The organism is Halomonas sp. TH-94 (assembly GCF_057473365.1).
Genome location: NZ_JBYCKL010000108.1, coordinates 1 through 20,016 on the forward strand (window position 1 = coordinate 1; position 20,016 = coordinate 20,016).

Genomic DNA, 20,016 nt, shown 5'->3' on the forward strand with positions numbered 1-20,016 from the left:
CTTGAACGAAGCCGTAGTAGACGGTGACGAAATAGCCGCGTTGCAACAGACGATTGAGCAGCAGGACACCGTTTGTCACCAGTAGCCAGAACAGCAGATCGCCGACCAATATCGGCGGGAAGCGCCAGGTATCGGGCAACAGCCAGCTGCTGATCCAGAGCGCCAGTAGCAGCAGGAACAGCAGATTGACCAGCAGCCCGACCGGATAGGCGATCAGTCCACGACGGTCGCGCCACAGGAAGTAGAGCGTGGCCAGATTGCCGCGCCAGCCGAGACTCCTGGTGCCCTGAAAGACGATACCGGTGATCCAGCGTGATTTCTGTCGAATGATGGCACTTAGTCGCTTGGGGAAATGCTCTCGTACGCAGATGAGGTTGCTGGTGAATTCGCTGGCGCCCCAGCGTTGCTCGCGAAAGGGCGAGAGTTTGGAATCGCTAACCGAATAGTGGGCGAGGATGCCCGTCAGTCCCTTCTGCTTGAGGCGAAAACCGATATCGTAGTCTTCAGTCAGGCTCCAGGTGTCGAAGGCGATACCGTCGCCCTCCTCGAGCAGGGTAAGGATGGCTTTGCGGCTGAAACAGGTTCCCACACCGGCGCTCGGTACCTGGCCCGCCAGCGCCTCTCGCACCGTCACGTCCTTGCCGTGATACTCGGCGAACTCATCGATGTAATGGCTGCCGTTGAAGTTGCGGGCGCGAGGCACGAAGGGAAAGACCGGTACCTGAATCAGGTCCTTTGCGGGCAGCAGGTAGTTGAACAAGCGCAGCTCGAGCGGCGAGATGACGTCCTCTGCATCGTGCAGCACGAACCCGGCAAAGGCGATGCCGGCCGCCTGTTCGAAGCGCAGGATGGCGTCGATGACGTTGTTGAGGCAGTCGGCTTTGCTGGTGGGGCCGGGACGGGCGCAGACCACCTTGTGCACATTGCTGAACTGCTGACACACGATATCGACTTCCTGTTGGGTGTCAGGATCGTTGGGATAGGTGCCGACGAAGATCTGATAGTTCTCATAGTCGAGATGGTGCGCTGCGAGGCGCGCCATTTCGCCTATGACCCCTTGTTCCTGCCAGGCCGGAATCATCACCGCGAGCGGCTGCTCCTTGGCTTCATAAAGGCGCGCCTCGTCGGCCCGTGGCTGGTGCCGATAGACGCCAAGGCGGCGCTTGAGGCGGCGCGTCCAGTAGACGAGATCGATGAAAAGATCATCGATGCCGAGCACCAGCATGATCACCGCCAACACGATGGCCAGCCACTTGAGGCCATACAGCAGATAGGCTAATGAATCGACGAGCCAATAAGTCATGACGCTGGACTTCCGTCGCGGGTATCCAGCCACTCGACGATGAATTCTTCGATTCGCCTGGCGGCCTGGCCATCTCCGTAGGGCGAGGGCCCAAGGGCAGCCGGCCCAAGCGCATGAGGCGACTCGAGTATGGCGTGGGCGCTGGCGTATATTGCCTCGGGATCGGTGCCGACCAGCATGGCTCCTTGGTTTTCCAGTGCCTCCGGACGCTCGGTGGTATCGCTCATGATCAACAGAGGCTTGCCGAGTGTCACCGCCTCTTCCTGGATACCGCCTGAATCCGTCAGGATCATGCTGGAATGCATCATCAGCCAGACCAGATGGCGATAATCCAGCGGTGCCGTCAGCAGCACGTTGGCGTACTGTCCCAGCTCGCCGTGAACCGCTCGCTTGACGATCGGATTGAGATGTACCGGGAAGACGAAGTCGACATCCGCATGCCGTGCCGCGAGTCTGGCGACGGCGCGGCAGACATTTACCAGACCATCGCCATGGTTCTCACGGCGGTGACTGGTGATCAGCACGATTTTGCGTTCGGAATCAAGGCGAGACAGCGGCGAGGCACCGTCAGGCTGCCACTGCTGGCTGTCGATACGCTGTTTCATCCACAGCAGGGCATCGACTACGGTATTGCCGGTGACTTTGATGCGAGCTTGCGGCAGGCCCTCGGCGATGAGGTTGTCCCGAGCCGCCAGGGTGGGTGCCAGATGCAGTTCCGCCAACGAATCGGCCATGCGCCGATAGTTTTCCTCCGGCCAGGGGGAGTGACGGTCGCCTGACCTCAGGCCGGCCTCTATGTGCGCGACCGGCAACTGCAAGTGGAAGGCCGCGAGCGAGGCGGCAAAGCAGGTGCAGGTATCGCCATGTACAACCACCAGTGCGGGGTCGGTAGCGGCCAGGTAGCTGTCGAGTTCCCGCATCATCTCGCCGGTGAGGCGATTGAGCGCGCCGCCTTGCGGCACGTCTAGCCGGGCTGTAACGGGTAGCTCGAAAATGTCGATCACCTGCTCGAGCATTTCCTGATGCTGGCCGGTAATGCAGAGCTGTAGATCGATATCGCTTCGCTTGGCGAGTCGGTGTGCCAGCGGTGCCATCTTGATGGCTTCCGGGCGCGTACCCACGACCATCGTTACGTTTCTGGACATGCTGCGAATCATTCCTTGATTGCGTTTGTCCCTGTGCACCCCCTATCTCATGCTCACATTACGTTACGCGTTATGTTTCGTTTGATCAAATATGCTTAGGCTGCTCAACCTCGGCGTTACGTTCGGTAACCTCCGGTTCTCGGGAGGCTTGCTACGCTTGAGGGATCGGTTCGTCACGGATGTGGCTCGTCACAGGAGTGCGCCATGCCCCCTCTCGCCTACCAGTTGGACAGAACCCGGCAGCTGCATACGCCCGACACCCAGCACCTCAAGGAGTGGTTGAGACGTTATCAGCGCGTTCGCCAGGCATCCGAGCGGCTGTGCCAGCCGCTGTGCACTGAGGACTACGTGATCCAGAGCATGGATGACGTGAGCCCACCGAAATGGCACCTTGCCCACGTTACGTGGTTCTTCGAAGCCTTCATCCTGGTTCCCTTTCAGCCCCGTTACCGACCGCTCGATCCCGTTTACGACTTTCTGTTCAACTCCTATTACGAGACGCACGGCGTGCCCTTTCCGCGGCCAAGTCGCGGTACCTTGTCACGACCTACCGTGGCCGATGTCTACCGCTTCCGCGCCCATGTAGACGACGCCATGGCGGAGCTTCTCGAAGCGCCCCCACGTGAACACCTCGAGGAGATATTTCGCCGCCTCGAGCTGGGACTTCACCATGAGCAGCAGCATCAGGAGCTGTTGCTCATGGATATCAAGCACATCCTGGCTCAGAACCCCTTGCTTCCCGCCTATCGCGAGGATCTCTCCATACCCGGATGCGAACCGCCAGGTGAGCTTGGCTGGCTAGTTCACGACGCAGGCGTGTGCACCGTTGGCCATGACTTCCAGACCGGGTTTGCCTACGACAACGAAGGGCCGGTGCACCGCCAGTTCCTCGAAACCTTTCAGCTGGCCAAGCGTCCCGTTACCAACGGCGAGTTCCTGGCTTTCATCGAGGATGGCGGTTATGCGCGTGCCGAGCTGTGGCTTGCCGAGGGCTGGCAGCTGATCGGGCAGGCAGGTTGGCAGGCACCTTTGTACTGGGTGAAACGAGACGACGGCTGGCATCACTTCACCCTGGGTGGGCTGCGTCCGGTCGATATACACGCGCCAGTGGCTCACGTGAGCTTTTTCGAAGCCGATGCCTATGCGCGCTGGGCCAATGCGAGACTGCCAAGCGAAGCGGAGTGGGAGGTGGCTGCTCACGAGGCTTCACTGGTGGGAAATTTCGTCGAGGACGACCACCTGCAGCCGGTGTCGTCGCCGTCCCGGTCGTGTGCTGTGAGCCAGATGTTCGGCGATGTGTGGGAGTGGACCGGCAGCGCTTACCGTCCTTACCCTGGCTTTCGCACCTTGCCGGGCACCTTGGGCGAGTACAACGGCAAGTTCATGTCGGGGCAAATGGTGCTACGTGGCGGCAGCTGCGCAACGCCTGCCGAGCATATACGGCGCAGCTACCGTAACTTCTTCCCGCCGCATGCCCGCTGGGCCTTTTCCGGCTTCCGACTGGCCAGGGAGGCATGACATGAGTCCGCTCGTACGCTTTCATGACCAGCATCCAGTCTCGGCAGGCTCGCTGCATGCGGAATTGTTGGAGGGGCTTACCTCAACACCGAAATACACTTCGCCAAAGTTCTTCTACGATCGGCGCGGCTCGGAGCTCTTCGACGCAATCTGCGAGCAGCCCGAGTACTATCCGACCCGCACCGAGGAGAGCATTCTGCGCGCTGCCGCCGCTGAGATAGCCGAAGTGGTAGGACGCGATGCCACTCTGATCGAACTGGGAAGCGGGGCCAGCCGCAAGGTGAGGCTGCTGCTCGAGGCGCTTCACCCAATTTGTTATCTCGGGGTAGATATCTCGCGGGATTTTCTTCTGGACTGCACCCATCGGTTGGCGCTGGATTACCCCTGGCTGGAAGTCCACGCGGCCTGGGCCGACTTCTCGCGTCCAATGTCCTGGCCGGATGGGCTGGCGGGGGAGCGCCCGGTGGCATTCTTTCCCGGTTCGAGCATCGGCAATTTCACTCCCGCGGAGGCCGAGAACTTCCTCGGTGGGTTGACGCAGCTGCTGCCGCCTGGGGGTGGGCTGCTCATCGGTGTCGATCTGATCAAGGATCGCGCGATACTCGATGCCGCCTACAACGATGCCGCCGGCATTACCGCTGCGTTCAATCTCAACTTGCTGGAGCGGCTGCGCCATGATTTCGAGGCCGAGGTGGAGCCATCCCGATTCCGTCATCGCGCTTTTTACAATGAGGTCGATCACCGTATCGAGATGCACCTGATCAGCCAGTGCGATCAAAGCCTTAGGCTAGCCAACGAATGCATCTTCTTCGATGAGGGCGAGAGCCTGCATACCGAAAGCTCGTACAAGTACAGCGTGTCTGGGTTTCAAGATCTGGCCGAACGCGCCGGATTCGAACCCCGTGCATACTGGACGGACTGCGACTCGCTGTTCTGCATCCATTATCTGGAGCGGGCCCCCTGATGGCATCGGCCGTAAACCGGACTATGCTGCATGACAGAGCCATGCGGGAACATCGAGGGACCATCATGACCATGATAGCGATTCAGGACTCCTCACGAACCGAGGCCTCCTCATTTGCCGACCTCGTCGTTGACGAGGCCGTTCGCCAGGCCGAGGAGCAGGGCTGGCAGGCGGTACGCCTCTCCGAGGTGGCGCGTAGCCTCGGGTTGCCGATGTCCGTGGTGCTGGAACGCTTTCGCGACATGGATGCCGTGGCCAACGCCTGGTTTGAGCGCGGCTGGCGCGGGATGCTGGCGGAGAAGCCTGACACCTTCGAAGACTGGCCCGAGCGGGTGCGCATCGAGCACTGCCTGCAAGCCTGGTTCGATACCTTTTCCGCCCATCATCGGGTCACCGTACAGATGCTCAAGACCAAGGCGCATTTGCCCCATCCGCATACCTGGGTGCCGATGGTGTTCGATCTTTCGCGTACCGTTCAGTGGTTGCGTGAAGCGGCGCTTCTCGAAGCTCGCTATGGAACCCGCCGAGCGCAGGTGGAGGAGATTGCGCTGACGAGTCTGTTCCTGGCGGCGCTAGCTGTCTGGGCAGCCGATACCAGTGAAGGCCAACGCCGGACACGCCGCTTCATCGATAAGCGTCTCAAGCGGGGCGAGAGTTGGATGAAGTGGGTGCCGGGTGCTTCAACCCGGCGGCGGCATGTCGCCGAGGCGCAGCTCTAGCGTTTTCCCCAGGGGAAGGTGGGTGGATTTCCAGTACACCTTGTCTTCAGCGCACCTGTCCGAACAGCCGACGTGCCCGGTGGAGCAGTAAGGCGCCGGCAGCGACTCGTCTTGCCAGTGTCGCCAGCTTATGAGGGTGTCGAAACCCTGCCACCAGCAATACGCCGCCGGCGACATAAGCCAGGCCTCGATATCGCTTGAGATGCTGAAAGCCTGAATCGAGTGTCTGGGAGCCGTGCCTACAGCGTTCTGCTTCGACCAGGATATCGACACGCTGCTGCTCGATTTTCACCAGCAGCTCGGCCTTGCGCTGATCGCGCGTGGGTACAGGATGTGGAGTGTCGTTAGTGTCGTGGCGGGTCACGCCGTTCCTCCAGCAAGTGGCGGTCCAGCGCCAACTGGGCCAGCGTTTCCTTGAGCAGGGTATGGCGCCGGGCCAGGCGGATGCCAAGCAGCGCGGTGCCGATGCCGCCGCCCAGTAGCACCAGGGCGCTGATGCCGATGCCGGCCAGGCGGTGGGTGTCCCAGAACAGCACGACCACCAGCAGCGCCAGCATGGTCAAGCCCAGCAGCATCAACACCAGGCTCAGCCCCAGCAGCAGCAAAAGCGTCACCACGCGAGCTCGCTCTTCCTCGAGCTCGAGTACGGCAAGACGCAGACGCGTCTCGCCGGTTGCCACCAGACTGGCCAAAAGACGCTTGCATACCGTGAACAGACGCTGTGTCGGTCCGTCGTTCTCGGCCATCAACGTCGCCCGAGAAGCACGCCGATAACGACACCTACCGCGGCGCCAATGCCGATACTTGTCCAGGTATTGTCGTGTACGTAACGGTCAACGGCGTCGGCCTGTTCGTGCATGGTGTCGCGGGCTTCATCGTAGAGGCGCTCACCGCGGGCTTCCAGGCGGTCGCGGGTATCCTTGAGCCGCTTCTCGGCGCGCTCGCGCAGTTCCTTGATATTGCTGCGCGAGTCGTCGGCCGTGGCGCTGACAAGCTCTTCGATGGTGCGAGTGAGCTGATGCAGGTCTTCCCTCAGCTGACGAGAGGTGTCGTCGGTATTCGGTTTACGGGTTGCCATGTAGTCTTCCTTTGACGATGAATGACAGCCTCAGCATAGCACTCGCTGATGTGAGTTCAACGCAAAACCCCAGATCAGCGCACCCCGCCTGAGCCGGAAATCAATGGGTTGACGCTGAACCCAATACTCATGCGATGGTTGCGATGATCGTAGTCGATCATGCTTTCGCCATAGCCATAGTAGTATTGGACATGGCCGCGAATGTTGCCGAACAAGGGCCAGGAATAATCGACCTGGGTGCCGTAGTTCCCGGGGCTGGGATTGCCGCGCACCATGACGCTGGCTTCCTGGTCGCCGTTGAAACGGCGCGCAACGGTCACGTCGCCATAGCCCCAGTAGCGGTCGATATTGGGGTTGTCGTCATCGCCGTCGGACTCGGGGATGCGCCAGTGCGGTGCCACGGCAACCGCCCAGTCGCCTCGCTGGAACATGCTTTCCAGGTAGATGCGATTCCAGCTGCGGGACAGCGGCATGGAGCGCCCATTGGAGAGATGGTTGAAGGCGATACGGTTGCGCGTGTTGGTCCAGCCCAATAGTCGGGTGGTATTGTCGAACTCGAGAAAGACCTCGGGTTCGTAGTTGGTCTCCCGGAATGGCGATGAGGCATCGGTGTTGTAGGCCTGCCACCAGCTGCGCTGGGTGTAGGCAAAGTAGAGATCCCCCGTGGTGCCGAACACATCCTCGAGCAGGTTGACCTTGGCACTGAACTGGAATTTTACTTCCAGATCATTGGGGCCCGCATCGGCATAGACGTCACGAAAGGCAACGGCATTGGGATGAGTGGTATAGCTCAGCGGGAACAGGTAATTTCGCCGGTGCGTGGTAATGGCCAGAGGGTTGCGAGTGGATTCGCGCTCTAGCTGGCGGCGCTGGATGACCTCTTCGATGACGGGGTCATCGACCTCGATGTAGAGGGAGTCGTCGTCCTGCGGCATGGCCTCGAGCTGAAGGCGCAGTGCTTCCACCTCGCCGGTCAATGCTTCGATACGAGCTTCAATGGCTTCTCGCTGGGTATCGGCCTGGCCAAAGGCTGACAAAGGCAGCAGGCCGAAGATGGCGGCACTGGTCAAAAGAAGTGAACGGATGGTCATGGAGGAACTCGAAGCGGAGCGTGTGAGCTACTGTTTCTACCACGTCGCCTAGGCAAGTCAACTGCTGGCATGCCGATTGTCACCATATTGTACGTGGCCGTGTCTCGCCCAGGCGCAGGCCAGTAGAAACGAGGAATTTCGTGAACGTCACGTTTCACACTATCGCCGGCCCATCCCGGCGCGCCTGGTTGGCGCTCTGCCTGATGCTCTGCTGCTGGACCGCTCTGGTGATGCCGGTGTTGGCCGACGACTCGTTGCCCGGCCGACAGGCGGTGGAAGAGCGTCTGGCGGAGTTGCTCCCGGAAGAGGGCGAGAGCGTCAGCGAAGCCGAGCAGCGCGATATCGATGCCCTGGAATCGACCCTGCAGGCCCTGGAGCAGCTCAAGGGTGTAGAGGAGCGGCTCGAGGCCTTGGAACAACGCCTGGAGAGTGCCCCTGCCGAGTTGCTGCGTCTGGAGCGAGAACTTCACCAGGAAGAGGAGGCGGAACTCGATCGTTCCATCGCCGAACTCGACGATACGCCCCTGGATGAGTTGGAGTATCGCCAACAGGAGGCCGTGTTCGAGCTGCAGCAATTGCAGGATCGTCTGGCCGATGTCAATTCACAGCTCCTCGCCGCACAGACATTGCCCGAGCGGGCTCAGCAGGCCATTGCCGAGGCGATGCAGACCGCCGAACGTACACGTCGCGCTCTGGATGTCATGGAAGGCCAGGGCGTCAGCGAGGCGTCTCCCCGGCTTTGGCAAATGCAAGTGGAGCGCCGTCTGGCCGAGCGTACGCTACGCTTGCGCCAGCGAGAGCTGGGCAGCAATACCCGGCTGCGCGAATTGGCGCAGCAGCGTCGCGATCTGATTACCCAGCAGATTGCACGCAAGGAGACCGAGCTGACCCTGTTGCAAGGGGTAATCGATCGGCAGCGGCGCATGGCCTCCGAGCAAGCGATCGCCGACGCCGCCCGTGACGACCCGCTGCTTGAAGCCGGTCATCCGGTGCTCGAACGCGCCCAGCAGGTGAACCGTGAACTCAGTCTCGAATTGTTGCGAGCCAACGATCGCCACAACGGTCTGGTACGCGAAAGCCTGGGAATACGTAGCCAGCTCGATCACGTGCGTCAGCTGCAGCGCAGCTTGAACGAGCAGATCGAGGCCATTCGTGGCAGCCTGCTGCTATCGCGAATCCTGCGCGAACAGCGCCGCTCGTTGCCCCAGGTCGATCTCGGGCGCACGCTGCAGGATGAAATCGCCGACCTGCGCCTGCGTCAGTTCGATCTGGTTCGCCAACGCGATACCTTGCGCCAGGGCGAACGTTTGGCCAATCTGCGCCTCGAGGAGGCCGGGGTCGAGGTCACTCAGGCGCTGGTCGATTCCCTGCAGGGCCTGTATCACTCGCGTCGCCAGCTCGTCGATCAGCTCGAGCAGACCTACGGCAGCCTGCTGAGCGCAGCCATCGAACTGCAGCTCAATCAGCAGCAGTTGCATGACACCACCCGTGAACTTCGCACCACCATCGACGAGCAGCTGTTCTGGATCGCCAATACCCGTCCGCTGGACCTGGCATGGTTTCGGCAACTGCCTGCCAGCCTGACGGAGGAGTTGCGCCAAGGGGAATGGCGCGAGGTATTGCCGGTACATTGGCAAACGCCTGGTGTCGAGGCCTTGCGCGGAGCGCCGCTCGTATTCGTCTCGGTCCTGCTGCTCGGGCTTCGCCGCCGTATTCAGCGCCGCCTGAGCATGCTGCATGACCAGATAGGTCGTTTGCGCAGCGACTCCCAGCTCCATACTCCTCAAGCCGTCGGCCTCAATGCGCTGCTGGCGGCCCCCGGCCCGCTGGCCCTGGCAGGGGCCGGTATATCGCTGGCCACTATCGGCGAGGGTATCACATCGGGTCTTGGTCTGGCCTTCCTGCACCTGGCGCTGGCCTGGGGGTTCATTGCTTGGTCGCGCCGCCTGCTGGTACGAGACGGCGTGGCAACCAAGCACTTCTACTGGCCTGCCGGCTATGTGGCACGGCTGCGTTGGTTGCTTGGCTGGCTCGGTTTGGCGCTGATCCCGATCCTGCTTGTGTCCACATTGGCGCTGGACCACGAGATCAATCTCACAGGTCGACCCATCGCGCTGTCGCTGCTGCTCGCGGGTCTGCTGGCCATGAGTGGGCTACTGTCGCGATTGATCCTGGCCCACACGCCTTTTTTCGGCGTCAAACTGTTTCGTCTTATGCTCGGGCTGGCCATGGCCGGGGTGCCCTTGATCCTCGCAGGGCTGATCGTTTCCGGCTACGAGTACACGGCGCTCAGCCTCATTGGGCGCTTCGTCATCACTCTTTACCTGTTGGCGATGTGGATTCTGGTCGAGGCGACGGTGGTGCGAGGCCTGGCGGTCGCAGCCCGTCGGTTGGCCTTCAGGCGGGCGCTGATGCGTCGGCGTACCCAGGCCCAGGAGGGGGCAGAGGGTGGGCTGGAGGTGGTCGAGGAGCCACCGCTGGACATGGAGCAGATCAACCAGCAGTCGCTACGTCTATCCAAGCTGATTCTGCTGCTGGGTTTCGCCGTGCTGCTCTATCTGGTCTGGTCCGACCTGCTGACGGTGCTGGGCTACCTCAACCAGGTGGCGATCTGGGAAGCGAGCGAAGGGGTGGGCGCCGAGCTCGTTACCAGTTCCCTTTCGGTAGCGGACATTTTTGCCGCGGTGTTGATCTTCGTGCTGACTCTGGTGATGGCACGCAACCTGCCGGGTCTGCTCGAGGTAATGGTGCTGTCTCGGCTCGAGCTCAAGCAGGGTAGTGCCTACGCCATCTCGGCGCTGCTCTCCTACACCATCGTCGGCACTGGACTGGTCGTTGCGCTGGCTACCCTGGGCGTGGCCTGGAGCCAGCTTCAGTGGCTGGTGGCCGCGCTAGGCGTAGGTCTAGGGTTCGGTTTACAGGAGATATTCGCCAATTTCGTTTCAGGGCTGATCATCCTGTTCGAACGGCCCATGCGTATCGGCGATACCATCACTCTGGGCAATCTCACCGGTACGGTCAGCAAGATTCGTATCCGTGCCACCACGGTGACCGATTTCGATCGCAAGGAGATCATCATCCCCAACAAGACCTTCGTCACCGACCAACTGATCAACTGGTCATTGTCGGATACGATCACGCGAGTCGTGCTGACCTTCGGCGTCTCCTACGGCTCAGACCAGCGTCTGGTGCATCGGCTGCTGCGCCAGGCGGCCGATGAAAATCCTCGAGTGCTGGGCGATCCCGAACCGCAGGTCTTTTTCATGAACTATGGCGAGAGCACGCTCAACTTCGAGCTGCGTATCTTCGTCAATGCCCTGGGTGACCGGCTCTATGCCACCGATGAAGTCAACTGTCGGGTAGGTGAGCTATTCACCGAGCACGGCATCGACATCGCCTTCAATCAGCTCGACGTATGGCTGCATCGAGATGACGGCGAGGCGAAGAAAGTACAGAGCCTTGAACGAAGTAATGACCGATTTTCACGTCATCCGCCCCCTGGGGCGGGGGGCGATCCGGGGGACATCGAGATCGGCGATGGCGATGCCGGTGGCGACGGTGGGGATGGAGGGCGCTGAAAGGGTTCAGCGTTTCACGGCATGGAGCAAGAACTCGCGATTGCCGTCGCCACCGGTGAGCGGGCTCTCCTGCCAGTGGCGAATGTCTAGCCCTTGTTCGTCACAGCAGGCTCGAACCTTGTCTTCCACTTCGGCGTAGCGGGCCGGCTCGGTTACGATGCCGCGTGCATTGACCCCGGCCGGCCCCACTTCGAACTGCGGCTTGACCAGGCTCAGAAGCTCGCCGCCGGTCGGGAGCAGTTCGGCGATTTGCGGCAGGATCAGCGTCTGCGAGATGAACGAAACGTCCATCACCACCACCTCGGGCGCTTTGGCGCCCTGAGCGACGAGGGCATCGCGCAGGCGAGGCTCGCTGGCCATGCCGCGTGCATTCAGTCCTTCCAGGCAGGTGATCCGGGGCTCCCCGCGCAGCTCGGGGTCGAGCTGGCCATGGCCCACCTCGATACCGATCACGTGACGCGCGCCGAAGGCCAGGGCGCAGTCGGTGAAGCCACCGGTGGATTGGCCCACATCGAGCACGAGCTTTCCATTCAGCTCCAGCCCCAGCGCTTCGATCAGAGCTTCCAGTTTCAGTCCTGCCCTTGAGACGTAGCGCTCTTCAGGGTCTTCCGATACGGAAATCCGCACCTCTTCGGGCAGTTTTTCGCCCGGCTTGTTCAGTATGCGACCGCTTGCGACCAGGCTGACCCGGCCGTGGCGAATCAGCCGCTGGGCGCGGGTACGTGAGCGGGCCAGGCCCTTGGAAACGAGAAGCTGATCGAGGCGGGGCATGACTGGACTCCGGCAGCCAGAAGCGAAGCTGGCATTATGGCATAATCGTTTAGTTAGCCGGTTAACAGAAGGGAGCCGCGTGGAGCGAAGCGAAGGAACGGCACTGGTCAGGTCTTTGGTCATCGGAGCGTTGGGCGGATTTGTCTTTCACGTTATCGGCATGCCGCTGGCGTGGATGCTGGGGCCATTGGCCGCTAACCTGATCGTATCGGCGAAGGGGGGTGACGTACGTGTACCCGAGCCGCTGCGCGAAACCTTTCTCGGCGTGCTCGGCCTGGTGCTGGGCAGCCAGGTGACCCCACAACTGGCCGAACGTGTGCTCGACTGGCCGCTTTCCGCCGCGCTGCTGCTGCTCGGGGTGGCGGCTTCCACGGCGGCGGCCGCCGCCTGGTACCGGCGCTGCGGTTTCGATTCCGTCAGTGCCTGGTTCGCCTCCGCGCCCGGGGCCATGACGGCCATGATCCTGATGGGGGAGAAGTGCGGCGGCGACCCTCGGCGTATTGCCATCGCACAGTCGCTGCGCATCGTGCTGGTGATCATGATCCTGCCGCCGCTTTTCTGGGCCTACGAGGGTGGCGCGTCGCCACAGGCTGGGGCGGGCGAAAACGGTTTCGCTGCCGCCTGGATGCTGCTGGCCTTGCCGCTGCTGTTTCCATTGGGGCGCTTGCTGCGCCTGCCGAGCCATACGTTGCTGGCACCGCTGCTGTTCGCCGGACTTCTCTCGGGCTTTGATATCGCAAGCCTCCGCCTGCCGGACTGGGGCATGAACGTCATGCTGTGGGTGCTCGGCTGCGCTATCGGCTCCCGTTTTCGCGGGCTTTCCTCGGCCAGGCTCGGCCGCTACCTGTTCGAAGCCTTCATTGCCACCCTGCTGGCACTGGTGGTGCTGGCCGGCTTCGCCGAGTTGATTCATCGCCTGCTCGATGTACCCCGCGACGTCGCCCTGCTGGCCTTGGCGCCTGGAGGTATCGGCGAAATGGCGATACTTGCCGTGGCGCTGGACCTCGACCCCGTGTTCGTCGCCTTTCACCACCTGTTGCGCATGGTGACGCTGATGCTCTTTGCTCCTTTCTGGGCGCGCTGGTTGACACGTTCTAGTTGAATTCAGCTGTTATCATCCCCACTCAAGAGAAGCAGTTGGGATTACCGATCATATGGACTGGAACGAATGAATGCTTGAGCAGGCGCTGGTGCAGATGCTGCTGTTGCTTGGTGCAACGGTACTGGTAGTGCTGATTTTTCAGCGCCTGAGAATCCCACCTAGCCTCGGTTATCTTCTGGTCGGTGTGATGTTAGGGTCCCATACGGCGGGACCGGTCATCGATAACGAGTACATCACCGTCATTGCCGAGTTCGGCATCGTCTTTTTGCTTTTTACGATCGGCTTGAGTTTCTCCTTGCCGCAAATCTATGCCCTTCGTCATACCATCCTAGGTTTGGGTACGGCGCAAGTGGCGTTGACCACCTTGGTGGTGGCGATAATGGCGTGGTGGCTAGGGTTGCCCGGACCCGCAGCGTTCGTGGTCGGTGCAGTATTCGCACAATCCTCGACGTCCATCATTACCAAGCAGCTGTTGGAGCAGGGTGAGAGCCAGGCTAGGCATGGGCGGCTTGGCACGACCATGTCCGTTTTCCAGGACATCACGGCAGTTCCTTTCGTGGTCATCATTCCCGTATTGGGGGTGGCTGCCGTACATGAGGTGGCGGGCTCGCTGGGGTTGGCCTTGGCGAAAGCGTTCCTCGCCTTCGTCATCGTGCTGCTCTCGGGAAGGTATCTATTGCGCCCCCTGTTTCATCTGGTGGCGGAACGTCGCTCGGCAGAGCTGTTCACCTTGACGGTACTTTTCGTTTCGTTGGTATCTGCATGGACGACCAAGACGCTCGGACTTTCCATGGCATTCGGTGCTTTTCTGGCCGGCATGGTGCTCGGCGACACGGAATTTCGCCATCAGGTGGAATCCACGATCCGTCCGTTTCGCGACGTACTGCTGGGGCTCTTCTTCGTCAGTATCGGCATGCTGGTGGAGCCTGCGCTGCTACCCACCATCTGGCTCGAAGCCCTGATGGGAGCGATGGGTCTGCTTGCTATCAAGCTGATACTGGTCACACTGATCGTGCGTATCTCGGGGGTCGACCCTCAGACGGCCTTCCGCACCGGGTTGGTGCTGGCCGTTGGCGGTGAGTTCGGTTTTGCTCTGTTGGCCATTGGCCTTGAAGGCAATGTCATCGCCAGCCACCCGGCACAAATCGTGCTCAACGCCGTGCTGTTTTCGATGATACTGGCGCCGGTGCTAATACGTTTCAATCAACCGCTAGCTCTATGGCTATTTGGACGCTCTCGGAAGAGAACCAAAGCAAGTGGTGATGCGCCGTCACCGACCGAACCCACCGCGAGCGATGGGCACGTAGTGATATGCGGCTTTGGGCGTACCGGACAGACCGTCAGCCGTTTTCTGGAGAGCGAGGGCTTCGACTTCATTGCGTTGGATATGGATCCGGCCATCGTGAGAGAAGCGAGAATGGCGGGACAGCCGGTATTCTATGGTGACTCCTCGGATCTCTCGATTCTGGAGAACGTCGGTGCTCAGCGGGCCTCGCTGTTGATCATCAGCCACGACGATAGGCCGGCGGCGTTAACGACGCTGCGTAATGCAAAACGGCTCAACCCCGGTCTTTCGGCCGTCGTCCGTACCCGCGATCAGCAGCATGTCGAGGAGCTGCGCAATGCCGGGGCCACCGAGGTCATCCCCGAAACGCTGGAGGCCAGCATGCTGTTGACCTCCCATGCGCTGCAGTCGCTGGGCGTACCGCTATACCGCGTTGCCAAGCACTTGCAGGAGCAGCGCAGCAGTCACTACCGTATGCTCAGGGAGCTGTTCCGTGGCACCTTGGACAACATCAAGCCTGAAGCGTCGGAACAGGAGCGTCTCCATTCCGTGCTCCTATCCGAAGGTTCTCCGGCGATCGGGCAGTGTCTGTCCCAGCTCGATACTGAGCAGGACCATGTGTCTGTTACTGCGCTCGTACGTAACGATGAACGCGAACGTTATCCTGCCGGGTCTACGGAAGTGCAGGTCAATGATGTGCTGGTGCTATTGGGTTCCCAGGACAATCTCGAACTCGTGGAAAGGCGGCTTACCGGTTCAGGGCAACCGCCTGAATAGGTTGTCAGTTGAGTGGATGTTCCTTGCTAAGGGCCTTGATGTGCTCCGTCAGCCCCAGCGCCTGGGAAACCTCAAGCTCCAGGGCAATGCCCGTGTTAAGGCTCTCATCGAGCTTGCCTGCCGTAGTCACGGCCTGCAGAACGGTCTGGGAGCGCCGTGCTTCCACCAGAATCAGAATGACGCTGCGCGACGCCATGAACTCGAGACCGAAGAAGGTCAGGTGCGGCTTGAGCCCCTGACCCTGAGCATTGTTGATGATAGTGGCCCCGGTCGCGCCTGCTTCACGTGAGGCATCCAGCACAGCCTCTGTCATGTCCTGATCGACGAACACCATCAATAACTTGAAATCCATTTGAGCTTACCTCGGGCCTTGCCTTTATTTAGGATGAGCTCATTTTGTCAGACCCATACGTCATTGTCCCGATGCGGATCAATCGAGTGGTTTCGTGTGTCCGCTGTCGGCCTGCAGCTCCGTCGCCGGTATCCGGTCGGCACCCCAGCTACGGTGGATGTAGCCGGTGACTCGATCGAGTTCTTCCTGGGCGATGTAGGCCAGCTCGCCACGCTCTAGCGGATCGTAGTGAAAGATGTACAGGCGTGAAGCGAACTGCTCGAAGGGCAGAGAGGCTTCGCCGAAACGTTCGCCGTTGCCGGCGGTGCTGACCTGAACGCCGTCGCCCCAATCCTGACCGCTGTCGTTATTGGGGTTGAAGAAGTAGATCCGCATCACCTCCGACGGGTCGAGGGAGACGCGCAGGATGGAGATGGCGTGCCAGCCGATGAAGCGCGCTGCGCTATCGGTCACGGCGATGCCGGCCGGCTGTGGGTGAATGAGCGGTTGGTTGCCGTTGTAGTAGGGATGATAGCTGGCGTAGAAGTGGCGCAGGAACGCGTCCAGATCATGCAGCTGCCCGGTGGCGACGTCTACATTGATGCGAAACCCGCGGCCAGCCCACCAGCCGTGGAATTCTGGGTTGACCCAGCGGTGCGGGTCGCCCTCGCGGCCGATACAGCGCCGGCCCATCTCGGCATAGATGCGGTCCAGATGCGGCACGACGATAAGCGATACCGGGTCGAGATCGGTGGGCAGGCTAGTCGCAACCCCGGAAACGCTTGCCATGGAGGAGAGCGGCATCCCCTCGAAATGCATGATGATATCGTCGTCGCGTGCGGCCCAGGCCACCATTTGCAGGAGATAGTCGGGGTCGTTGTAGGCCCACATGGACAGCGCCCGTGCCGACTGGCAGGTCGGATTGTTGCCCTGGCCTACGCCAAGGGGCTGACCCAGCATGCACAGCACGCCTTCGAGCAGGCGAGCGCGCGGGGAAACCGCGTCACCGAAAGCGAGCTTGAGGCGTTCCTGGGACCACTCCGAAAGCGGCAGACCCAGTTGGCGCCACATCGCAGGGGCCACGGGAGGCTGGTAAAGAATCCCGCGCTCCAGCATCAAGGACAAGCCGTACACCGCTTGAGGAGTGGCGGGATGTACGGCGCTACGAATCAGGGCGTGTGCCAACTCTCGATAGCACAGCAGGCAGTCGCGCCCCGTGGAGGATAATCCTAGCGCTTCGGCCAGTAAGTGATCGTTGTGCTCCAGCAAATGGCGCAACAGCACCGGGTGATAAGCGGAAACAAGTCCGGTGTCGTGCATGGCGCGTGCAAAGCCGGTGGCTTCTCCCTGCAGCGCGCTGTTGTCCATGCTCATCAGGCGGTCACGATAAATCTCTACGCCGGGGTCCTCGCGGCAGGCCCAGGTGGGGCCGAACAGCGAGCTGACCAGGCGGTCGGCGCCCTGGCCGCTGATACCCAGATCGATAGCCGGGTTGGCCTGGCAGAGGGCGATCTGAGTGATCATCTGCTTGACCGAATCCACCTGGATCGGTCGCTGCTGGAGGATGCGCCAGATCTCTTCGATCAGCTTGTCGATGATGTGTTCATAGCCGATACGCTCGGCCAAGTGATGAAACAGGTGGCGTGGGATTTTTGCCAACCGGCCCTGGGTTTCTCGTTCCGCTTCGCTGGGGGTGCTGAATAGCAGCCAAAGATTGAGTGCCATCACCTGGGTCAGATAATGGTGAGCCTGTTCGGCGGATACGAGAGCATGGGGATAAACCCCCTTGGCCACGGCCAGCAATCGCAGCTCGCTCAATGCCTCGATCACCACCGTGTTGGCATCCGGGCTCTTCAGCGCATAGGTGGTCAGGGAAGGAAGCAGGTATTGCGGCGTTGCCCAGTCGGAGCCAAGGAAAACGCCGGCTTCCTCCAGCGCCCTGGCACGTGACTCGAGCGCTGCGGTCCCACCGGGCTGGAACAGCACGCGGCGAGCCGTATCCAGCACCCGCGGCAGTTTGCCCGGCTTGGCGAATTCGCGAGCATCGCCGAGCATGGCGATGGCTTCATCCAGATACACCAGCAGCCCGCGGAGTTTGTCATCCACCGCGGGCTGGCTGGGCTCATGCGTGTGCCGGTTCGTGGTCACGCCGACTCCTTGCGATCGGGCTAGGCTGTGCTGCCATGACGCCTTGATCAGATGTAGAAATCAAGCTCTTCCTGGTGCTTGAGCAGGTCTCGCAAGCGATGCGGATCTTCGCCCTTGAAGTAGATCAGCCCCCAGTGGGTGCCGAAGGCGGTGCGCTTGGTCACGGTTTCCTCCATGGGTGGAGTAAGCTCGTGAGATTCGAAGTAGGGGTCGTCCTCGACCTCTTCGGGTATCTCCAGGCGGCTCACCACGCGCCGACGTGGGTAAACGCCGAAACAGCCGGCGTAACACTTGGCATCCTCGACCTCTCTGGGGAAGTAGGCCTTGACCTCATCGGCGGTAGTCTTGGGATCGAACACCAGCATGCTGGCCTGATAGGCGTTGAAGCCGTAGACCCGCTCGAGCAGTTCGAATACCTTGAAGCCGGGTGGACGATACGCCACTTCGCCAAAGTACATCTCACCGTCACTGGTGACGAAATACTCGGGGTGGATCAGGCCGAAATCGATGTCGAATGTCTTGATCAGCTTCTTGATCTGGGCTTCGATCTGAGGGCGATATTGTTCGAGTTCCGGGGAGGCGGGCACGAACACGGAGTAGCCCAGCGTGACGTACTCCGAGATGTTCAAAAAGGCGATCTTGCCGTCGTGAATCCACGCCTCCACGGCAAACTCCCAGCCGTCCAGGTGCGACTCCATCAATACCGGGAACTCCTCGTCAGGAATGGTATCGACTTCGTCCGGGGTACGAATCACGCGATGCCCCAGGCAGCCGGCCTTGTCGAAGGCCTTCAAGTGAATGGGGTCGTTGGGGTCGCCGTCTAGCTTGAGTAGGGTCTGGTTGACCCGTTTGAGAAAGCGAACCACGTCGGCCTTGTCGTGAGCTTCCTCGAAAATCCCTACCCGAATGCCGCCTAGCTGGGCGCGGCGTTTCATTAGCGCCTTGTCCCTGAGCAGCAGCGACTGACCGTAAAGCCGCGGGTTGTCGAGCAGAAGCGAGTTGATGGCTCCAGCCCACTCGACGGTTTCCTCGAACAGAGGAATCGCCACATCGACTCCCATCTCTTTCAGCGTCTCTGCAATTTCCATGGAGCGGTCGTTGAGCCGCTCGAAATTCCAGGCGATGTGGGGAATGTCGTGTTTCTGGCAGTATTCCTCTGCCCATTCGGGAGCCACAACGATATAGCGACGGTCGAAATTCTCAGCAGCCTCGATGGCATTGAGACTCCAGCCGAGCAACGCAATATAGCCCTTGTTGGGATCTTTGTTCATGGGGTGCCCCTCCTGAGCGTTTGAGTACATGTGCTCCGTACACTTCACCCTACACGAAATTTCAACGTTACACATGGTTATGGCCCATGGCGACCTAGCGCCCTTGCTGGTCTGCACGGCCACTGGTATAGTGCACGCGCACTCGGCAAGCCATTGATGCAAGTCGGGTTCGGTGCCCTGTGCGGCATCGTGTCGTGGTGGCCCCGTCGGTCCTCCCGCAACGCTAAACCGCAAACCCCGCCAGGCCCGGAAGGGAGCAACGGTAGTGGTGGTCGCGTGTGCCGGGATGTGGCTGTCGGGGCTGCCTCCATTTGGGCCTCGCTGCCTTCTATCCCGCTTCGAATGCACGCCGTTCTCCGCTCCCTGTTACCCATGCCTCCCTACCTGCCCTTTGTCAGTGTAGCCGTGGAAAGTCCGCGCATTTTTCTTTCCTGCCGTTGCCACTCGCCAAGAACTCGCCAAGAGCCGAGCAGTGCACACGCGCCGCCGCTTCGTTGTTAGACGTTGGTATATATCGACTTTGGTGTTAGTATGCACTGCAGCAAACGCTTGCGAGAGGATGAGTTCCAATGCAGATCGACGCTACGCCCAACGCCGGTATCCAGCGCAGCCTGCGCCAGTGCTTGTCGAACGCTGCTTTCCTGCTTTACCAGCACGGCCACGTGTTGGAGACGATCACCATTCCCTTCCGGGGGCTCGACAGCCGCGCTCTGCTGCAGCTGCGAGAGGCCTCTCAAGAGTGGCCCGCCTGCCAGCGAGTGCTGGAGAACAGCGAGGCTGCCGTTTACAACGAGCACGGCCGGTTCGTGTTGAGCGCTATGGGGCGTGAGCTGCTGTTCGACATGTTCGGTCAGGGTGCTGCAGACTGCGCCTGAACCAGCGGTGCGGCGTCAGGTGCGTCTAGATTCAGCAAAGGGGAGGCCAATGGCCTCCCC

Annotated in this window: 17 protein-coding genes and 1 other RNA gene; 8 read left to right on the forward strand and 10 right to left on the reverse strand. The window is 60.9% G+C overall.

The window, feature by feature from the left end; all coding sequences use genetic code 11:
* On the reverse strand, positions 1 to 1,303 hold a 1,303-nt coding region (locus tag AC2VNO_RS18375; RefSeq protein ID WP_486935485.1), incomplete at its 3' end, for a glycosyltransferase family 2 protein.
* On the reverse strand, positions 1,300 to 2,448 hold the full coding sequence (wecB, locus tag AC2VNO_RS18380; protein WP_486935486.1) for a non-hydrolyzing UDP-N-acetylglucosamine 2-epimerase: 1,149 nt from the start codon (positions 2,446 to 2,448) through the stop codon (positions 1,300 to 1,302). The genes AC2VNO_RS18375 and wecB, both read right to left, overlap by 4 nt.
* 204 nt (positions 2,449 to 2,652) lie before the next feature.
* Between wecB and egtB the strand changes: the two genes are divergently transcribed.
* The 3 genes from egtB (at position 2,653) to AC2VNO_RS18395 (ending at position 5,649) form a co-directional block, all read left to right on the forward strand.
* Positions 2,653 to 3,966: an ergothioneine biosynthesis protein EgtB gene (gene egtB, locus AC2VNO_RS18385; RefSeq protein WP_486935487.1), complete on the forward strand. Its 1,314-nt coding sequence runs from the start codon at positions 2,653 to 2,655 to the stop codon at positions 3,964 to 3,966.
* 1 nt (position 3,967) lies between these two features.
* The gene (gene egtD, locus AC2VNO_RS18390) at positions 3,968 to 4,930 is read left to right on the forward strand and encodes an L-histidine N(alpha)-methyltransferase (protein ID WP_486935488.1); all 963 of its coding nucleotides are present in this window, start codon (positions 3,968 to 3,970) and stop codon (positions 4,928 to 4,930) included.
* A gap of 65 nt (positions 4,931 to 4,995) precedes the next feature.
* A complete protein-coding gene (locus tag AC2VNO_RS18395) occupies positions 4,996 to 5,649 on the forward strand; it encodes a ubiquinone biosynthesis protein COQ9 (RefSeq protein WP_486935489.1) in 654 nt (217 codons plus the stop codon).
* Positions 5,650 to 5,695: 46 nt separating this feature from the next.
* Here the strand turns inward: AC2VNO_RS18395 and AC2VNO_RS18400 are convergent, their stop codons facing one another.
* The 4 genes from AC2VNO_RS18400 to AC2VNO_RS18415 form a co-directional block, all read right to left on the reverse strand.
* Positions 5,696 to 6,013, reverse strand: coding sequence for a YqjK family protein (locus tag AC2VNO_RS18400; protein WP_486935490.1), 318 nt, complete (start codon positions 6,011 to 6,013; stop codon positions 5,696 to 5,698).
* A complete protein-coding gene (locus tag AC2VNO_RS18405) occupies positions 5,994 to 6,395 on the reverse strand; it encodes a phage holin family protein (RefSeq protein ID WP_486935491.1) in 402 nt (133 codons plus the stop codon). The genes AC2VNO_RS18400 and AC2VNO_RS18405 overlap by 20 nt, the downstream gene beginning before the upstream one ends.
* Positions 6,395 to 6,727: an ElaB/YgaM/YqjD family protein gene (locus AC2VNO_RS18410; RefSeq protein WP_228576189.1), complete on the reverse strand. Its 333-nt coding sequence runs from the start codon at positions 6,725 to 6,727 to the stop codon at positions 6,395 to 6,397. Before AC2VNO_RS18410 ends, AC2VNO_RS18405 begins: the two co-directional genes overlap by 1 nt.
* 74 nt (positions 6,728 to 6,801) lie before the next feature.
* Complete coding sequence (locus tag AC2VNO_RS18415; RefSeq protein WP_486935492.1) at positions 6,802 to 7,818, reverse strand: phospholipase A; 1,017 nt, start codon at positions 7,816 to 7,818, stop codon at positions 6,802 to 6,804.
* Between the two features lie 140 nt (positions 7,819 to 7,958).
* Here AC2VNO_RS18415 and mscK point away from each other — a divergent pair, with 140 nt between their 5' ends.
* Positions 7,959 to 11,396 carry a mechanosensitive channel MscK gene (gene mscK, locus AC2VNO_RS18420; RefSeq protein WP_486935493.1) on the forward strand — a complete coding sequence of 1,146 codons (3,438 nt, stop codon included), beginning with the start codon at positions 7,959 to 7,961 and terminating at the stop codon, positions 11,394 to 11,396.
* A gap of 6 nt (positions 11,397 to 11,402) precedes the next feature.
* On the opposite strand, the gene AC2VNO_RS18425 is transcribed toward mscK, so the two are convergent.
* Entirely contained in the window at positions 11,403 to 12,167 is a 765-nt protein-coding gene (locus AC2VNO_RS18425; protein ID WP_486935494.1) for a TlyA family RNA methyltransferase, read from the reverse strand.
* Between the two features lie 79 nt (positions 12,168 to 12,246).
* Here AC2VNO_RS18425 and AC2VNO_RS18430 point away from each other — a divergent pair, with 79 nt between their 5' ends.
* Positions 12,247 to 13,269: an AbrB family transcriptional regulator gene (locus AC2VNO_RS18430; protein ID WP_486935495.1), complete on the forward strand. Its 1,023-nt coding sequence runs from the start codon at positions 12,247 to 12,249 to the stop codon at positions 13,267 to 13,269.
* 70 nt (positions 13,270 to 13,339) lie between these two features.
* On the forward strand, positions 13,340 to 15,331 hold the full coding sequence (locus AC2VNO_RS18435) for a monovalent cation:proton antiporter family protein (RefSeq protein ID WP_486935496.1): 1,992 nt from the start codon (positions 13,340 to 13,342) through the stop codon (positions 15,329 to 15,331).
* Positions 15,332 to 15,335: 4 nt separating this feature from the next.
* Here the strand turns inward: AC2VNO_RS18435 and AC2VNO_RS18440 are convergent, their stop codons facing one another.
* The 3 genes from AC2VNO_RS18440 to AC2VNO_RS18450 form a co-directional block, all read right to left on the reverse strand.
* A complete protein-coding gene (locus AC2VNO_RS18440; protein WP_486935497.1) occupies positions 15,336 to 15,683 on the reverse strand; it encodes a P-II family nitrogen regulator in 348 nt (115 codons plus the stop codon).
* A gap of 78 nt (positions 15,684 to 15,761) precedes the next feature.
* The gene (locus AC2VNO_RS18445) at positions 15,762 to 17,810 is read right to left on the reverse strand and encodes a hypothetical protein (protein WP_486935498.1); all 2,049 of its coding nucleotides are present in this window, start codon (positions 17,808 to 17,810) and stop codon (positions 15,762 to 15,764) included.
* 47 nt (positions 17,811 to 17,857) lie between these two features.
* Positions 17,858 to 19,081, reverse strand: coding sequence for an ATP-grasp domain-containing protein (locus AC2VNO_RS18450; protein ID WP_486935499.1), 1,224 nt, complete (start codon positions 19,079 to 19,081; stop codon positions 17,858 to 17,860).
* Positions 19,082 to 19,285: 204 nt separating this feature from the next.
* On the opposite strand from AC2VNO_RS18450, the gene ffs reads away from it, so the two are divergent.
* Positions 19,286 to 19,382: signal recognition particle sRNA small type (gene ffs / locus AC2VNO_RS18455), an RNA gene on the forward strand.
* Between the two features lie 268 nt (positions 19,383 to 19,650).
* Positions 19,651 to 19,956 carry a hypothetical protein gene (locus AC2VNO_RS18460; protein WP_486935500.1) on the forward strand — a complete coding sequence of 102 codons (306 nt, stop codon included), beginning with the start codon at positions 19,651 to 19,653 and terminating at the stop codon, positions 19,954 to 19,956.
* Positions 19,957 to 20,016: the final 60 nt, after the last annotated feature.